This window comes from Demequina muriae, assembly GCF_030418295.1.
Classification (GTDB): Bacteria; Actinomycetota; Actinomycetes; order Actinomycetales; family Demequinaceae; genus Demequina; species Demequina muriae.
Map to the genome: position 1 here is coordinate 1273925 of NZ_JAUHQA010000001.1, position 17176 is coordinate 1291100.

The 17176-nt window shown below is 67.8% G+C and carries 13 protein-coding genes; 3 read left to right on the forward strand and 10 right to left on the reverse strand.

Annotated features, from left to right (window positions below; genetic code table 11):
• Genes QQX02_RS05940 through QQX02_RS05955 form a run of 4 tightly spaced genes read right to left on the reverse strand, consistent with a single transcriptional unit; the run spans nucleotide 1 to nucleotide 7828 of the window.
• Complete coding sequence (locus QQX02_RS05940) at nucleotides 1-1224, reverse strand: glycoside hydrolase family 1 protein (RefSeq protein ID WP_301141856.1); 1224 nt, start codon at nucleotides 1222-1224, stop codon at nucleotides 1-3.
• A gap of 20 nt (nucleotides 1225-1244) precedes the next feature.
• A complete protein-coding gene (locus QQX02_RS05945) occupies nucleotides 1245-3014 on the reverse strand; it encodes a family 43 glycosylhydrolase (RefSeq protein WP_301141857.1) in 1770 nt (589 codons plus the stop codon).
• An 11-nt stretch (nucleotides 3015-3025) separates the two neighbouring features.
• A complete protein-coding gene (locus QQX02_RS05950) occupies nucleotides 3026-5299 on the reverse strand; it encodes a glycoside hydrolase family 3 C-terminal domain-containing protein (protein ID WP_301141858.1) in 2274 nt (757 codons plus the stop codon).
• Nucleotides 5300-5326: 27 nt separating this feature from the next.
• The gene (locus tag QQX02_RS05955; protein ID WP_301141859.1) at nucleotides 5327-7828 is read right to left on the reverse strand and encodes a glycoside hydrolase family 2 TIM barrel-domain containing protein; all 2502 of its coding nucleotides are present in this window, start codon (nucleotides 7826-7828) and stop codon (nucleotides 5327-5329) included.
• 126 nt (nucleotides 7829-7954) lie between these two features.
• Here QQX02_RS05955 and QQX02_RS05960 point away from each other — a divergent pair, with 126 nt between their 5' ends.
• Entirely contained in the window at nucleotides 7955-8911 is a 957-nt protein-coding gene (locus QQX02_RS05960) for a LacI family DNA-binding transcriptional regulator (RefSeq protein ID WP_301141860.1), read from the forward strand.
• Between the two features lie 26 nt (nucleotides 8912-8937).
• Here QQX02_RS05960 and QQX02_RS05965 read toward each other — a convergent pair whose 3' ends face one another.
• Nucleotides 8938-9717 carry an SDR family NAD(P)-dependent oxidoreductase gene (locus QQX02_RS05965; protein ID WP_301141861.1) on the reverse strand — a complete coding sequence of 260 codons (780 nt, stop codon included), beginning with the start codon at nucleotides 9715-9717 and terminating at the stop codon, nucleotides 8938-8940.
• Nucleotides 9718-9772: 55 nt separating this feature from the next.
• Nucleotides 9773-10765, reverse strand: a complete 993-nt coding sequence (locus QQX02_RS05970; protein WP_301141863.1) for an SDR family NAD(P)-dependent oxidoreductase — start codon at nucleotides 10763-10765, stop codon at nucleotides 9773-9775.
• 96 nt (nucleotides 10766-10861) lie between these two features.
• On the opposite strand from QQX02_RS05970, the gene QQX02_RS05975 reads away from it, so the two are divergent.
• Nucleotides 10862-11500, forward strand: a complete 639-nt coding sequence (locus QQX02_RS05975) for a TetR/AcrR family transcriptional regulator (RefSeq protein ID WP_301141864.1) — start codon at nucleotides 10862-10864, stop codon at nucleotides 11498-11500.
• A 124-nt stretch (nucleotides 11501-11624) separates the two neighbouring features.
• Here the strand turns inward: QQX02_RS05975 and QQX02_RS05980 are convergent, their stop codons facing one another.
• A complete protein-coding gene (locus QQX02_RS05980; RefSeq protein WP_301141865.1) occupies nucleotides 11625-12947 on the reverse strand; it encodes a hypothetical protein in 1323 nt (440 codons plus the stop codon).
• A gap of 222 nt (nucleotides 12948-13169) precedes the next feature.
• On the opposite strand from QQX02_RS05980, the gene QQX02_RS05985 reads away from it, so the two are divergent.
• Nucleotides 13170-14159, forward strand: a complete 990-nt coding sequence (locus tag QQX02_RS05985; RefSeq protein ID WP_301141866.1) for a cytochrome c biogenesis CcdA family protein — start codon at nucleotides 13170-13172, stop codon at nucleotides 14157-14159.
• 30 nt (nucleotides 14160-14189) lie between these two features.
• Here QQX02_RS05985 and QQX02_RS05990 read toward each other — a convergent pair whose 3' ends face one another.
• The 3 genes from QQX02_RS05990 to dnaB all read right to left on the reverse strand — a co-directional run bounded on the left by QQX02_RS05990 (nucleotide 14190) and on the right by dnaB (nucleotide 16887).
• Nucleotides 14190-14753: a redoxin family protein gene (locus QQX02_RS05990; RefSeq protein ID WP_301141867.1), complete on the reverse strand. Its 564-nt coding sequence runs from the start codon at nucleotides 14751-14753 to the stop codon at nucleotides 14190-14192.
• A gap of 24 nt (nucleotides 14754-14777) precedes the next feature.
• The gene (locus tag QQX02_RS05995; protein WP_301141869.1) at nucleotides 14778-15260 is read right to left on the reverse strand and encodes a redoxin family protein; all 483 of its coding nucleotides are present in this window, start codon (nucleotides 15258-15260) and stop codon (nucleotides 14778-14780) included.
• Nucleotides 15261-15519: 259 nt separating this feature from the next.
• Nucleotides 15520-16887, reverse strand: a complete 1368-nt coding sequence (gene dnaB, locus QQX02_RS06000) for a replicative DNA helicase (protein WP_301141870.1) — start codon at nucleotides 16885-16887, stop codon at nucleotides 15520-15522.
• Nucleotides 16888-17176: the final 289 nt, after the last annotated feature.

Genomic DNA, 17176 nt, shown 5'->3' on the forward strand with positions numbered 1-17176 from the left:
CTACTCGGTGAGGCTCGCACCGTTCGAGCGCGCGACCTCGCCCAGCCACGCAAGGCTCGGCTTGGGTCGACGCTCGAACGTCACGCGATCCACTGCGACGAGCCCGAACGTCGGCTCCCAGTGGCCCCACTCGTAGTTGTCCAGAAGGCTCCAGTGCAGGTAGCCGCGCACATCCACGCCATCCTCGATGGTCGCGGCCAGTCCCAGCAGCGCCTCCCGGGTGTACCCGATCCGCTGCTCGTCATCGGCAGTCGCGATGCCGTTCTCGGTCACCAGGATGGGCTTGCCGGTGACCTCGGCGACGTGGCGTACGGCCAGTGAGAGCGCATCGGGCCTATAGGCCGTCCCGATCATGGTGTTGTCGGGGAGGTCGGGGTGAGGCACCAGGCCATCGGCGTCCACCTGCTGGGACGTGTATGACTGCACGCCCACGAAGTCGTCGTCCTTGGTCTCCTCGAGATAGAGGTCCTCGAAGTTCCACCGCACCTCACGGAGCTTCTCCTCGCCTCCCGGGGCGGCGGTGAAGGCCTGGTTGGCGATGCTCCAGCCGATGGCGGCGTCGGTGCGGTCACGAAGGATCGCGCGTGCCGCGTGATGCGCGTCGATCATGGGCTGTGCATCCGCCGGAGTTGGCACCGGAAGGGGAGGCTGGGTCCACTCCTCATCGCCGGACGACTCGACCGTGGGGCTCTGCCAGTCGCCGAGCTCCCCGTTGCGCGCCGCCGTCTCAAGGCTCACCATCATTGCCAGCATGTTCGGCTCGTTGACGGTGATGACGTGGCGGACTCCGTCAAGGATCGACGCCGCCTTCTCGACGTAACGGCCGAAGTGCTCGGCCACCTCTGACGTCGCCCAGCCGCCTTGCTCGGAAAGCCACAGCGGCGAGCTGAAGTGGTGGAGCGTGATGACCGGCTCGATGCCCAGGTCGATCGCGGTGTCGATCATGCGCCGGTAGTGCGCGAGCTCCGCATGTGAGAAGGCGCCCTGCTTGGGCTCGATGCGGGCCCACTCGATGCCGAACCGATAAGCCTTGAGGCCCGCGTCGGCGAGCAGCGTCATGTCCTCGCGGTACCGGTGGTAACTGTCATTGGCGTCGCCACTCAGCTGCATGCCCGGGACAGCGCCCTCGCGTGCCCACCAGTCGCTGGCGACGTTGTTGCCTTCCACCTGGTGCGGCGAGGTCGATGCGCCCCACATGAAGTCTGATGGGAAATCTGCTGACATGGCGTGTTGCTCCTTGCTCGTCATGAGGGGTCGGCGCTGATGAGCACCGGCTCTCCGGCGGTGATGCCGTTCTCGTTGAACGCGTCGATCGCGACCCAGTAGTCGTGGCCCGCGTTGAGGCTGGGCAGAATGAGATCCGTCTGGTCGTATACGAGCCAGGAGTGATACAGCTTGTCGGGCGCGATGCCGTAGCGGATGTTGTACCCCTGGGCCGATGCGGCGGTGTCCCAGCCCAGGTCGGCGGAACGTTCGCTCGTCCGCACCGCGCGCGGCGTCACGGCCGGGGGCGGGGCGCCATCCCCGAGCCCGAATACCCGGAGCCCGCTGACAGCGACAGCGGCACCGAAGGGCGTCGCATAGGACGTGAGACGCACGTACCGCGCGCGCACGGGCGCGTCGAGCACGACGAATCCGTGCGGCGTCTCCGCCTCCTGGCCGCGGTTGTCGACCACCGTCTCCCAGGTCCTGCCGTCGCGAGATGCCTCGACCACGTACTCCGTGGGCATGGTGCCGGGGTAGATCGCCCGGTACTCGCCGGGGGACTGCTGCCCGTGGGTGGTCTCGGGCGCCACCGCTGCCAGTTCGTGATCAGCGAAGTTGACCTGGATCGCGTGGAGCGTCCTGACGGAGGAGAAGTCCAGCTGCAACCACTCGCCGGGCTCGTCACCCTCGGCGACCCACCAGCGACGGACATCCTCGTCGACCGCGAGCGCGGGTTCGTGCCCTGGGAGGGCGGACGATGCGGTGGCGGAGGCCCGGTACGACTGCAGCATCCAGCCGGCGAAGGCGTCCTTCCACGGGTCGAAGGGGCCGTCCGGCACGACCGTGGGGTAGTCCGCGAAGTTCTGGTTGCAGAACAGCGCCCCGTCGGCGTCGAAGCCTGCGGGGAAGATGCCGATCCGCCGCTCGAATGCGTGGTGCACCGAGATCCGCATCGTGGAGGCGTGCCACCAGTTGCCGTGCTCGTCCTGGAAGGTGCTGCCGTGTCCGGCGCCGGTGATGAATCCGCCCGGCTTCGACGAGAACGGGCTGTGAGGCGAATACTCGAAGGGCCCGAGCGGCGACTTGCCCACGTAATATCCGTCGGCGTAGGTGTTCCACTCGGTGCCGGGGCCCGCGTACTGCAGGTAGTAGTCGTCGCCGATGCGCGTCATCCACGCGCCTTCGATGAACGGGGCGTCGCCCAAGTACTCGGCGATCATGCGCTCCCGCTCGGTCTTCGGCTCCGCCTTCACGTAGTTCTCACCGATCTGCTCCCAACCGTGGCGGTCGGGCACTCCGGTGATGAGAGGCACCTGCTCGCCGATGACATCGAACGTCACGGGATCGACGCGCACGCCCGCGATGGGCTCCTTGTTGGAACAGCCCCAGTAGAAGTAGGTCGCACCGTCCTCGTCCTGGAACACGTGCGGGTCCCAGAACACGAAGCCGTCGTTGATCTGCACGAAGTCGTCACTCAGCGGGTCGACGCTGCGGAAGAACGGACTCTCGGTCGTGCGGGAAGCCGAGATCACCAGCGTGCCGTCGACCTCGCGAACATCGGGCGCATAGTCGAACGCGGGAAGGTTCTCCGAGGGCTGGTAGGTCCAGTTGCTCAGGTCCGTCGAGTGCCAGAAGCCCGCGGTCATGGACGCGAACATGAGGTAGCGGCCGCGGTACCGAACGACCGACGGGTCGGCGGCTTCGCGGTGCACCGTGCGCTCACCCCCCGCGGGACGGAGATCCTGGAAGCGATAGCTCAGGTCCACCGGGTTGCAGGTGAAAGCGCCGATGCGGTTGCGGCCGGTCATGTCCGTCTCCTTCACGAGTGAGTTCCGGCTTGGAGGGCGGGCTGGCCTTCGCTGTCGCCTTGCGACAGCAGGGACAGCAGCCAGTCGCCGTCGATCGCGCCGCCGAGGATGCTGAGGATCTGGTTCATCGGCATCTCGAGCATCGCGGCCGTGTTGGCAGAGCCGTCGTCGATGTTCTGCCCGGACTGTGCCATCAGGGGCTCGAGTCGTTCGCGCAGTGCAGGTCCGGACAAGGGATGCGCTACCCACTCCGCCACAGACGACTGGAGCGAGAGCACGGGGGCGAGGTTGTCGCCGTCCAGGTCGACTGCACCTTCGAGGACCGGGGTGGAGGCGTTCTCCGCGACCTGCACCGCATAGCGACCGGGAGCCACCACCCACCGCGACAGCGGGGTGTCCCAGTAGGCGAGGACGCGCCGATCGAGAACGAGCTCGATCCTCCGTGTCTCGTGCGACTCCAGATAGACCTTGTCGAATCCGGCCAGGGCGCGTTCCGCGCGTCGCACGGGGCCCGCGTCGGTGGAGAGGTAGGCCTGCGCGACGTAGTGCCCCGCGCGGCTGCCCGTGTTCGTGACGTCAAAGCTCACCGCGACCGTATCGGCGCCCGTGGCCTTCACCGTCAGGTCGGAGGCCTCGAAAGTGGTGTAACTGAGGCCGTGGCCGAACGGATACCGCACCGGCGCATCGACCGTCTCGTAGTAGCGATACCCCACCATCACGCCCTCGGTGTAGCGCACCCGGCCCTGCTCGCCGGGGAAAGAAAGGTAGGTGGGCGTGTCCTTGAGGCGGCGCGGGATGGTCTCCGCGAGGTGGCCTGACGGGTTTGCGACGCCGAAGAGCAGGTCCGCGAGTGCGTGTCCGCCACCCTGGCCGAGCAAGAAGCCTTCGAGGATCGCGTCGACGTCGTCGTGCCACTCCTCCATCGACACCACGCCGCCGTTGGCGAGCACCACGATCGTCCGCGGAGCGGCCTCGGCCACCGCGCGGATCAGCTCGATCTGTTCGCTGGGCAGCTCGAGCCGCTCGCGATCGAATCCCTCCGACTCCTCGGACTCGGGGTTCCCGGCGAACAGTATTGCCACGTCGACGGTGCGTGCCGCCTCGACGGCGGCGCTTCGCAGGTCGCTGGGGTTGGCGTTCGTCTGCCCGGACGAGGTGAGGGCCCTGACGGTGACGTTCCGCTGAGCGCCGTGATCGCGAATGTGGTCCAGCGGGACGTCGACGCGGGTCGCGTTGACGTAGGAACTGCCGCCGCCCTGGAAGCGTGGCGCGGTGGCGAACTCGCCGACCACGAGTACCGAGGTGTCAGGCGCAAGAGGGAGGGTGTCGCCATCGTTCTTGAGGAGCACCGCGCACTCCGCCGCGAGTTCGCGTGCGAGGTCGTGGTGAGCGTCGTGGTCGACCTGTCCGGACGCACCGCCACCGAAGGCCGAAAGAGCGAGGATCCGCTCAACGCTTTCGTCGACGGCAGTGATGTCGACCGTCCCGACCTTGACCGCGTCGATCACGCTCTGCGTGAGGTACTGGCCGGGTCCCGGCATCGCCAAGTCGAGCCCCGCGCTGACGGCCGCGGGGCGGGTGCGCACGGCACCCCAGTCGGAGACCACCGCGCCTGCGAAACCCCACTCGGTGCGTAGCACGTCAGTGAGCAGCCACCGATTCTCGGCCGAGTGCGTGCCGTTGATCTTGTTGTAGGAGCACATGACGGTCGCGGGCGCGGCGTCCTTGACCACGCGTTCAAACGCGGACAGGTGGATCTCGCGCAGGGTGCGGTCGTCAACCTCGGAACTGATGACCATGCGCTCGGTCTCCTGGTCGTTTGCCGCAAAGTGCTTGACCGAGGCTCCGACGCCACCGTCCTGGAGCGCACGGATGTACGACACCGCGAGTTCACCCGTTAGCAGCGGGTCCTCCGAGTAGTACTCGAAGTTGCGTCCGCCAAGTGGAGACCGCTTGATGTTGACTCCGGGGCCTAGCAGGATGTCGACGCCGAGCGCGCGGGCTTCCTTCGCAAGCGCCTCGCCGACTCGCGCGGCCACGTCGCGGCTCCAGCTGGAACCGACAGCGACGGCGGGTGGGAAGCAGGTCGCCGGCTCGGAATGGTGCAGGCCGAGGTGGTCGGTTCCGTGCAGCTGTCGGCGCACGCCATGGGGGCCGTCAGACATCGTGACTGCCTCGATGTCGTGCTCCGGGATCGCCGCCGTGGACCAGAACGTTGCGCCTGTCAGCAGTGACGCCTTCTGCTCGAGCGTCAGCGCGCTCGACTTGCGGGGGGTCGTGGTCATGTCAGCTCCAAGGGTGTGAAAGTGAGGTCATGACGCGAAGGTCGCCTGGGCGTGCGGCGCGTCGGCGGCATTGGTCGCGACGCGCAACGTGAGTCGGCGCGGTTCGCACCCGTCCGCCTCCACCAGCACCTGGATCTCGTCGGCGTCTCCGGGAGACACGATCGCGAGCGCGCGGCCGTCGAAGGTGGTGCGGCTCGGCCCGAAGAAGCCCTCCTGGGTGGCCGGTGCCGCACTGCCCAGAGCGACCAGGTCACCGCCGGTGACGGTGACCGTGACCTCGCGGTCGCGGCCGTTGTGCGCCACCCCTTCGCCATCGGTCACCGAGATGTCGATGAACGCGAGGTCCCGTCGGGCCCGGTCCAGCTCGAGCCGATCAGCGTCCAGTTCGAGTTCGACGCGGTCCGCGCCCGACACGAGATCCGTGCGCCCCACCTCCGTGCCCGCGGCATACGCAACTGCGACGAGCTGACCGGGAGCGTAGGCCACCTGGAAGTCCGCGCGGAACGCGAACTCCGCGCCGACCTCGGCTCGGCCGACGCTGGAACCGTTCAGGAGCAGCTCCACCTCGTCGGCTGCGGCGTACACCTCCACCGCGACGGTCTCCCCTACGCGATCAGGCCAGTTCCAGCTGCCGACCACGTCCGACCATGCCCACGGGGTCGCGAGCGGGGTCTGACCGTTCCGCTCGGGCCTGCGGACCGCGATGTAGGGCTCCGTACGCAGTCCGAAGACGATCTCTCGGTAGTAGGACGCGGGCCGCCGTCGGCCGGTGATGTCGATGTCGCCGCACCAGGCGGTGAGCCAAGGGAAGGGCTGCGCGACCGAGAGTGCCCCGGGCTCATCGCCCTCCGCATAGACAACTGATCCCAGGCCGGACTCGCCCAGGTAGTCCCAGCCGGTCCAGGTGAAGTCGCCGACCACGTGGTCATTGGCGGTGACGAGCTCCCAGATCGCCGCGATCTGCGCAGGGAAGGACTCCGTGCCGAGGATCACCCGGTGGGGGAAGAGCGACTTATCCATCTCGTATCGAGCATCGCCGTAGTTGAGCCCCGCAACGTCGAGGACGGAGAAGGACTCGGCCGTGCGCTCAGTCACGACGTCGGAGGCCGCGATCTGGTTCATCATGGCGCCGACCGAGGTCATCATGCCGTTGACGCCACCTGCAGACTCGGGGGACGCCTGCGATTGCGCCTGCGCCTGGGCCTGGCGCATTCCGGCGATCACTACGTCGAGGGTCGAGACGAAGCCGTTGATGCCGTTCGTGACGGGACGGGCCGGGTCCAGATCGCGGAGCTTCTCCGCGAGTCGCCTGCTCCACACACCGCCAGCGGGAGTGCCGGTCTCAGGGATCTCGTTGCCGATCGAATACATGATCACGCTCGGGTGGTTGATGTCTTTGCGGACCAGCGCCTCGAGGTCGCGCTCCCACCACTGGGAGAAGTCGGAGGCGTAATCGAAGTCAGTCTTGTTGGACGTCCACATGTCGAAGGCCTCGTCCACGACGAGCATGCCGATCCGATCGCACGCCTCGAGGAGGGCCGTGCTCGCGGGGTTGTGAGAACTGCGGATCGCGTTGAAGCCCGCCTCCTTGAGGAGGCGGACTCGCCGCTCCTCAGCGGCACGGACCGACACCGCGCCCAGCGGCCCGTTGTCGTGGTGCACGCTCGCGCCTCGGAGCTTGAGTGGCTGACCGTTGAGCCGGAAGCCGCGGCGGGAGTCGACGTCGAGCGAGCGAATGCCGAACGCAACCTCCTCCTCATCGACCACGATGTCGTCATGCATCACCGTGAGGGACGCCGTGTGGAGCGCGGGGGAATCCACGTCCCACAGCGCGGGCTGCTCCACCAGTACTCGGTGACGGAGCACCGCGGTGGCGCCCGGCAGGACGGTGACCGGCGAGCGGTCCTGTGCGACGACGCCCGCGCCCTCGGTGCGGATCGCACTTGCGACCGTCACCGTGGCGGTCTCGTTGCTGAGGTTGGCGACCTCCGCCTTCACCTCGACGGTGGCGGCCTCGTCGTCGATGCGAAGGGTCGAGACCTGGACGCTGCTGACGGCCAAGTGCACCAGCTGTTTGACGGTGAGGTGGACGTCCCGATAGATGCCGGCGCCGGTGTACCAGCGGCTGTCCTGGTGTGCGCGGCAGGTGACGCGGATCTCATTGGCCTCTCCGACGCGCAGGTAAGGGTCGATGCGCACCGCGAAGCGGGAGTACCCGAAGGCGTGCTGGCCAGCAAGGGCACCGTTGACGTAGACCATGGCATCGCGATAGACGCCGTCGAACTCAAGGACCACGAGCTTGCCGCGGTCCTCATTCGACAACACCAGCTCGCGACGGTACTCGAACGCTCCACTCGGGAAGTAGCCGGTCGCTGCGCCACCGGGCGCGTCCTCGCTCCGCGGACGGTCGAACAGCGCGTCGTGCGGGAGTGTCACATCGACCCACTCGGCCTTCGCCCCGCCGAGCTCAGCGAACGCGCTCACCTTGTCCCGGACGGCCCAGCCGTCATTCAGAGTGGTCGTTGGCACACCAGGCTCCTTCAACATCGTTGTCGTTGCGACGCTCATTGTCGCGCGTCAATAGTATTCCTCGCCGATTGACGGGCGTCAAATCGGCTAAGGTTTGGCCATGATGAGGCCAAGGAGGCTCCCCGCATGATCGCCACGAGCAAGGACGTCGCCGAGCGCGCAGGGGTGTCACGCTCCACCGTGAGCCAAATCCTCAACGGGCGCGCGGAGCTGTTCACTGAGGAGACTCGGGCGCGCGTCGCGCAGGCCGTTGCCGACCTCGGCTATCTGCCGTCGACGGCCGGTCGCACGCTTGCTCGGGGCTCGAGCGACATCGTGATCGCCTTGATCCCCAACACCACCTTCGGCGGCAACCTGCAGAACAACTACGAGGCGCTCACCGTCGAACTGGCTCGGCGGGGCCTCTCGCTACTGCTGCGCTTCTCTAGCGATAGTCCCGAGTCACTCGAGCGCCTCGCAATCGGCCTCAAGCCCCGGGCGCTGCTGACCATGACGCCGATGCCCGAGGCACAGCGGGAGTCGCTCGTCGCGCGCGGAGTCGACGTCATCGAACCCGACCTCAGCGAGGGTTCCGATATCAACGCTCAGGTAGGAGCCCTCCAGGCCCGCTACCTGATCGAGAAGGGCCACCGATCGCTCGCATATGCACATCTGCGCGATTCACGGGCAGATCCTTTCGGCGCACCTCGCGAGCGGGCGTTCGTCAAGGAGTGCCTTGCCCGGGGCCTGGACCGCCCTCAGGTCATCAACCTCGATCTGTCCCTCGAACAGGCAAGTGCCGCGCTGGATGAGTTGGGTGCGCCGGGCCATGCGGTCGCCTGCTACAACGACGACATTGCGGCCGCCCTCATGCATGCAGCGGCGGTGCGCGGCTGGTCGATTCCGGGCGACATCGCTTTCATCGGGATGGACAACACCCCGTTGTCCCAGTTCACGACACCACCCCTCACAACGATCAGCTACGACGTGGCACAGGTCATCGCGGTGTCGACCCAAGGCATTCTCGAGAGGCTCGACCGCGCTGAGCGCACCGCCCCTCAGGGCACCCTGAACCTCGACATCATCGCGCGCGAATCCGCCTGACTCGTTCCCGGCTCCCACACGGGACCTCAGGCGTTGATCAGGCTGCCGCCGTCTGCGTGGATGTTCTGGCCCGTGATCCAGCGACTGTCGTCCGACGCAAGGAACACCGTCACTGGCGCTACGTCGACGTAGGGGTCGCCAACGCGACCGAACGGGTTGTTCACGAACATGTGCTCGATGTGTTCGCGGGTCTCCTTTGGCATCCAGTCGATGCCGCCCGAGATGCTGTCCGTCATTCCGTTGGGGCAGAGGGTATTCACGCGAATGTTGTACTGCCCCCACTCGCGTGCCACCACACGCGACAGCCCACGCACGGCCTCCTTCGACGCGGCGTAAGGCGCGTACAGCGAGTCACCCATGACCCCCGCCTCCGAGGCGAAATTGATGATCGATGTGCCGGCGCCCTCGCGCTCACGCATATGCGGGAAGCACAGCTGCATCAGGTGCCAGTACGCGTACACGGAGCTACGCATCTCCAGATCCAGGTCCTCGATGGTCTTGTCGAGGAAGGGCGCGGGCACCGTGATGGTGTGCGCGTTGTTGACGAGCACGTCGATCCGTCCAAACGTCTCAGCCGTCGCCTCGACAAATGCCACCAGGCGGTCGTAGTCCATGATGTCGACCTGCATCGCCAGCACCTCGGCTCCGCGCTCCTCGCAGATCTCCTTGGTCACGTGCAGCTTCTCTTCGTTGCGAGCGCAGATCGCGAGAGACGCTCCCTCTTCAGCCAAGCGGATCGCCTGCTGCTTTCCGAGCCCCGTGGAGCACCCCGTGATCAGGACTACCTTGCCGTCGAGCTTTCCCATGCGTGTTCTCCTCGTGTGATGTGCGGTGAATGTTCCGGGGTGGTGTTCGCGGGGGTCAGGACTGCGAGTCCCGTTGGCCCACCGGCAGGCTGGTCGACGCCCCGACGACGTCCTTGAGCAGCTCATTGGGAACCCGAGCCCTCAGTTCGCTCATGCTCCAGGCCTCGGCGTCCGTGCGGATGCTGGTGACCACCTCGGGAGTGGACCAGAGGCCGATCTCGCCGTCGGCCGCGAGCCTGAACAGGTGGCCGGTGATATCTGCGGCGTCGTCGGAGCCCAGGTAGGCCAGGAACGGAACCATGCCCTCGGCGGTGCGCTTCATCGCGGCAGGGGCTGCGGCCTCGACCGCCTCGGCCGGGACTCCCTGCAGGCGGTAGGTCGCGGCAGCGTTGTACCAGGCCCGCGTCTTGGCGAGCGGCGTGTAGGCGTTCACGGTGATGCCGTGGGCGCGGACGTCCTGCGCCGCGCCCTTGGTGAGCGCGACCAGGCCGGCATTCGCCGCGCCGTACGCCGCGTACCCCTCGAGGCCGAGGAACGCATCGGAGGACGAGTTCAGGATGCGCCCGTAGCCCTGGCGCTTCATGTGCGGAAGGCTGTGGTGCATCAGATTGAAGGCGCCCTTGAGCTTGGACACGACGCTGACGTCCCACAGGTCCTCGTCCATGTCCATGAAGTTCCCGACCCAGTTCGAGGAGGCATTGTTGACGACGATGTCGACTCGACCGAAGGTCTCGATGGCGGTCTCGACCATGCGCCTGGCGACCTCGAAGTCGCCCACGTCGCCGAAGAACGGCACCGCCTCGCCGCCTCGCCTGAGGATCTCGTCCGCGGTGGTCTGAGCGTCACCCGACACGTTCTCCAAGGCCTCGCGCTCCTCGTCGCTGAACGACAACGTCGTCTTCTCGAAGGCGTCGAGCGACGACCCCGGCTTGCGGTTGTTGGTGATGACCCCCGCACCGGCCTCTGCCATGCACAGGGCGATGTCGCGCCCGATCCCTTGACCCGAGCCGGTCACGACGGCGACCTTTCCTGCAAGTGGTGCTGACATTCACGACTCCTGATGATCGACGGGTGCGCTGCATTGGCGCAGCCACACGCTAACACGAACTTAGCAAGCCGTCACTATTTTCACAGAGGTAGAGTCATGGCCGTGGGCACAGAGCGTCAGACGGAGTCGGGGCGAGGCCCCTACGCGAAGTCCGCCCAGGTCAAACAGCGGATCGTCAAGGCCTGCATCGAGGTGTTCACGGCGGCGGGCTATCACGGGGCGACCATGGCCGACGTCGCCCGCAGCGCCGGCATCAGTCACACGGGGCTCCTGCACCATTTCCCCACCAAGCTGAGCCTGCTCGTCGCCGCTCTCGAGTACGGGGATCGCGAGTCCGCCCAGTATCTGAGCGAACACCACGCCCTCGAAGCGTCAGCGGATCCGCTCAGGGTGCTTCGCGACCTCACCGACGCTTTGGTGAAGAGAGACGAAACCATCAGCCTCGTCGAGCTGGATGCGGTCATCGCGGGCGAGGCCACGTCGCCGGAGCACCCAGCGCATGGCTACCTCGCCACGCGATTCGCTGATTCGCGAGGCTTCTACGTGCGGGTGTATGACGGCCTGCGGCGATCCGGGCACCTGCGGCCGGACGCCGACACCGCGCTCCTGGCCACCTCGACGATCGCGCTGATCCAGGGCCTTCGCATCCAGTGGCTCTACGACCGAGAGGGCGTCGATACCGTAGCCGCGGTGACCGCCTTCCTGAAGTCCCACATCCCCGACGTCGACCTCTGAACTCGGGCCGATCTCGCCACTCGCCTCCGGCGTAGTCGTCGTGCGCACGGCGCCCTCACGCGGAAGGGCCCGGCCCCGCCACGCATGGCAGCAGGACCGGGCCCCGAACGCGATGACCGCGACGTCAGCCGGTGACGCCCACGATCTCGTTGATCTCGACGCCGATCTCAGCGGACTTCCACACCTCGCCGCTCACGTAGTCGACTGCGTGGATGGCACCGTTCGCCGGATCGGTCACGTAGGCCATGCCCTCGAGCACGGTCAGCGCCGGGTGCGCGGTCTGCCACTCCTCGGGCACCTCCCACCCGTCGATCACGTCGATGCTGCGCACGACGTCGCCGGTGGCCGGGTCGATAACGCGCAGCGCGCCGTCGGTGCCGAGCGCCAGGGCCTCGCCCTCAGCCCCGCGAGCGAGACCGCGCCAGGTGTACTGCGCATCGGCCCCATCGAATGGATCGATCACGGTGATGGACTCGCTCTCGACGTCGATCAGCGTCGCCTGCGTGAGGCCGATGCCGCCCTCGGGGTCGGTCTTGTAGTCACCGAGCACGATGTCGGAGCCATCGAACGAGAACGCGTTGCCGATGCGCCCGAACTCGTCAGGCGCCGCGATCTTGTGGGCGTGGTCGCCATGGAACACGAGGGCGCCGTCGTGGCAGCCCGTCATCATGTACTCGTCGCCGGATGCGCCCGTGAACGCGGTCTCGCCGTGCAGTCCAGGGCATTCGTCGCTGGAGACGATGACCTCGTCCTCGGCGTCCAGAATGCCGACGCTGCTCACGCCGTCGTCCTCCGTGCCCTCGGTGACGAGCATCGTGCCGTCGGCCGCCGCTGCCGCGACGCCATGGTGCGCTGCGCCGGTGGCGTACTCGCGCCACGCGTGCACGTCGCCGTGCTCGACCATCTCGGTCCACTCGCCGGTCTCGACCACGGTCACGTCACCAGTGCCGTCGTCGAACAGCGACGTCAGCCCGTCGTGGACCACCACGTGCGCCGGCAGCTCGGCTTCGACGAGCACCTCATGGAGGACCGGTGCGGCCGTGTAGTAGTGCGCGTGGTCCCCGTGCGCCTCGCTCCAGGTGCCAGCGTCCAGGACCGCCCAGCCTCCGTTGGTGGCGACGGCGACATGCCTGCCGTCACCCGCGGCATTGATGCGGTTGAAGCCCCCGAGCTCGAGCTCCGACACCAGCTCAAGGGTGGCGGCGTCGATGACCGCGACCCCGCCGTCATACGTCACGGCCAGTCGGGGCGTGGCAGAGGACTGCTGCGTCGCGGCACCCTCTCCGTCGTGAGGGTCATCGTGCGCGTCCTGAGTCGCGCCCGGCGCGGCGCTCGAAGAGGCCGATGCGGCGGTGCCGGGGTCCGCGGCGCATGCGGACAGGAGCAGCGCCAGCGCGGCGCCCCCTGCCAGCGTGGCCGCTCGCGCGGTGTGAGCTGTCGTGCTCATGAAGAACCTGGCCCTCGTGGGGCCGACCTTTCGTGTGGGGGATCGGGGCCGGCGGCGAGCGCCGGTCGGGCGCTGCGACGCGCCCACCGGTGACTGTAGCGCTACTTGATAATGATTACCAGTCGCGGTTAGCCTAGGGTGCCGACCCGTCCGCGACCGCCGCCGCACCGAATCGACTGCAGGCGCACCCCGCCGCCCTACACTCGCCCCAGAGGAGGGCCTATGCTCGACGCCACCGTCGCCGCCTATGTGCTGCTGCTTGGCGCGGTCGCCGCGTTCAACCCGTGCGGCTTCGCCCTGCTCCCGGCCTACATCACCGTGATCGTCACCGGCAGCGCCGATGCGGGCGTCACCCGCGCGGTCGCGCTCCGTCGGGCGGTGGGATTCGGGCTTGCGATGACGCTCGGGTTCATGGTGGTGTTCACCGGCTTCGGCCTGCTCTTCGGCGCCGTGAACCTGGGACTCCAGGGGTCGGTGCTGCCGTACGTGTCGTACGTGACCGTGGCCATCGGCGCCATCCTGGTCTGGCTCGGCATCGTGATGCTGCGAGGCGGCCAGCTGCGCGGACCAGGCTTGCGCGTCTCCGGCGGCCCTCCGCGACGCGCGTTCTGGTCGCAGGTGGGCTACGGGGCATCGTTCGCGGTCGCGTCACTCAGCTGCACCATCGGGCTGTTCCTCGCGGTGGTGGCGCACGCGCTCGCCGCCACCGGCCCCGTGGGCGCCGTCGCCCCGTTCCTGATCTACGGCGCGGGCATGGGCGCGTCAGTGCTCGCGATCTCGATGGTCGCCGCCGTCGCGGGCTCGGCCGCGGCCGCCGCCATGCGGCGCCACACCCCACTGCTCATGCGCGTCGGTGGCGGGCTCATGGTGCTGGCTGGCCTCTACGTGCTGGTCTTCGGCCTCGCCGAGGTGCTGCTCCGCTACGACATCGACACGTTGAACCCCGTGCTCACCACAACCGCCCAATGGCAGTCAGGGGTATCCGCGTGGATCGAGTCGTGGGGGACCGCGGTGCTGGTGGCCTTCGTCGCGATCGTGGCGCTCACGGCTACGGCGATTCTGATCGCGGCCAGGCGTGGCGGTCGCCACGGCGACCCACGGCCGCAGGCCGATGAGGTGGGCGGTCCACCGGCGGTCCCATCCGCAGCGGCGTTCACCGTGGCCGACTCCGCCACGCTCGACTACGTGCGCCGCGCGAGCCGGCACAAGTAACGCGATGCGCCTCGCGCCACACCCGCAGCGCTAGCTGCTCGCGAGCTCCTCAGCCCGCTCGACGATGTCCTCCGCGCTCAGGCCCGATCCCGCACGGGTTCCGGTGCCGTCGTCGTTGACGAACAGGAACGCGGGCTGCTGGAGCACGCCGAACGCCTCCCAGATCGCGCCGTCCACGTCCGCGACATGCGTGGCGTCGCCGGTCCCGGTCCACTCGAGGAACTCCTCCATGGCCGCGAAGTCGTCGCTGCGTCCCGCGACGCCCACGAACTCGACCCCCTCGGGCATCCGCGCGATCGCGTCCGCCACGTGCTCCTTGCCCTCGACCATGCAGGTGGGGCACCACGGCGCCCAGAACCACAGGATCACGTCGTGACCGCGGAGCGTCTCTCCATCCACGGTCCCCCCGGCCACCGTCGCCGCTTCAAAGGCGAACGGGCTCTCCGGTTCGGCCGAGGCACTCGTCGCAGGGGCCGAGGTGGTCGTCGACGTCCCGGGCTCGCTCGGTGCGATGTCACCCGGACTGCTCGCACACCCCGCGAGCAGCACTCCCAGGCCCACGGCTCCGATGGCCCATCGCGTCGCTGTGTTCATGACACCCTCCCTGGTTCCCTGTCGCTACTCTGCCGCGAGCTCTGCGGCGGCGGCGATGATGTCCTGCTTGCTCATGGAGCCGGCGATCGTCTCGATCGAGCCGTCGTCACCGATCATCACGAGCGCCGGCTGGTACGAGACCCCGAAGTTCTCCCACAGGCTCCCGTCCTCGCTGAAGATGTGCGGGAAGCCGCCGAGCCCGTAGTCCTCGACGAAGGCCTGCGACGAGGCCGCATCGGCCTTGCCAGGCAGACCGTAGATCGCGACGCCCTCAGGCAGCTCGGCCGCCGCCGCCGCGACGTCCGGCGCCTCCGCCTGGCACACGGGGCACCAGGATGCCCAGATCCAGATCAACGCATCCTGCCCCGCGAGCGACGCGCCGTCGAAGACCTCGCCGTCCGCCAGCAGGGCCGCCTCGAACTGCAGCGCCTCGGGCACCTCGACCTGCACCTCCGGGGCCGCCGCTGAGGCATCGGGCGCGGCTTCGGTTGCGGTGACCTCAGGCACGGGCGCCGACGATGTCATCGACGGGGAAGCGGTGGACGGCGCGGTCGGGTCACTTGCGCCAGCAGCGCAGCCGACGAGGAGCAATGCGGCCGATGCGCCCCACGCAGCGCGCCTCACCGTGCGGGAATGGGTCAAGGTCGCCTCCGGGTGCCGGCTTGATCGTCACTGCTGGCGCGCAGCGGTCCTCGCGCACCACGGCAGGCATTCGGAGCGGCCGACGCGGCGGTTGGGTCCGTGCGACCGGGCCGGGCGGGCGGACCTAGAGGTCGGGCGCCATGTCGGCGAAGTGCGCGTAGTCCTTCTTGAACGCGACTGCGATGGTGTCGGTGGGTCCTGCGCGGTGCTTCGCGACGATGAAGTCGGCCTCGCCCGGGCGGTTGTCGCGGTCGTAGGCGTCGTCACGGTGCAGCAGGATCACGATGTCGGCGTCCTGCTCGATCGCGCCCGACTCGCGCATGTCCGACAGCATCGGCTTCTTCTCCGTGCGCTGCTCGGCACCTCGGTTCAGCTGCGAGATCGCGATCACGGGGACCTCAATCTCCTTCGACAGCAGCTTGAGCGCGCGCGAGAACTCGGAGACCTCCTGCTGACGCGACTCGACCTTGCGGCCTGAACTCATCAGTTGGAGGTAGTCCACGACGACGAGCTCGAGACCGTGCTGCTGCTTGAGCCGGCGGCACTTGGCGCGGATCTCCATGAGCGACATATTGGGGGAGTCGTCAATGAACAGCGGCGCCTTCGACACCTTCGCTGCGGTCTGCGCGAGCCGCTCCCAGTCGCTCGGGCCCATCGGACCCTTGGTGAGCTTGGACAGCTTCACCCCGGCCTCGGCGGACAGCATGCGCTTGGTGATCTCCTCGCGGCTCATCTCAAGCGAGAAGATCACCGACGGCTTGCCGTGCTTGATGGAGGCCGAGCGCGCGATGTCGAGGCCGAGCGTCGACTTTCCGATCGCGGGGCGAGCGGCGAGGACGATCATCTGCCCCGCCTGGAAGCCGCCGGTCAACTCATCGAGGTCGCGGAACCCCGTGGGGATGCCGAGCATCTGGCCATCGCGGTTGGAGGACGCCTCGACCTGCTCGAGCGTCTGCTCCATGACATCGCCGATGGCGAGATAGTCCTCGGAGTTGCGCCGCTCGGTGACGGAGAAGATTTCCGCCTGCGCGCCATCGACCACCATGTCGACCTCGGCGCCGTCGGAGTCGTAGCCCATCGCGGCGATGCGGGTGCCTGCCTCGACGAGCCTGCGCAGAATGGACTGCTCGCGCACCAGGCGGGCGTAGTACCCGGCGGATGCGGCGGACGGCACGACGGCGATCAGTGTGTGGAGGTACTCCGCGCCGCCGACGCGCCCCAGCTGGTTGGTGCGCTGCAGCTCGGCGCTCACCGTGAGGGCGTCCACGGGGTCGCCGGAGTTGTACAGCTTGACCGCGATGTCGAAGATGGTCTCGTGGGCCGGCTTGTAGAAGTCGTCGCCCCGCACGGACTCGATGACGTCCGCCATCGCATCCTTGGACAGCAGCATCGAGCCGATCACGCTCTGCTCCGCCTCGACGTTCTGGGGCGGAAGACGGTCGTACGTATGGCGCTCCGGGCCATACGCCGCTTCGAGCTCATCAACCGACATGCGTCTGGGGTCTCCCTGTCACTGCTGATACCGGGCCGCGACTGTGGCGGCGTCATTGCTACGAGTGTCCCTCGTCGGTCTGACACGCCAAGATATGAGTCCCGGCGCGGCGGCACAACTCGCACGTCGCGCGACCGGTGGACAACCCGTGGAGACACGCCGTACTCACAGTGGACGACTTGTGGACAACTGGCGCGGCGCCCTGTGGACGAACATGTGGATGAACGATCCCTTATGTCCAAAGCCGGGTTATTACCAGGCCTCTAACCTGCCGGGCCATTGGGGAAAA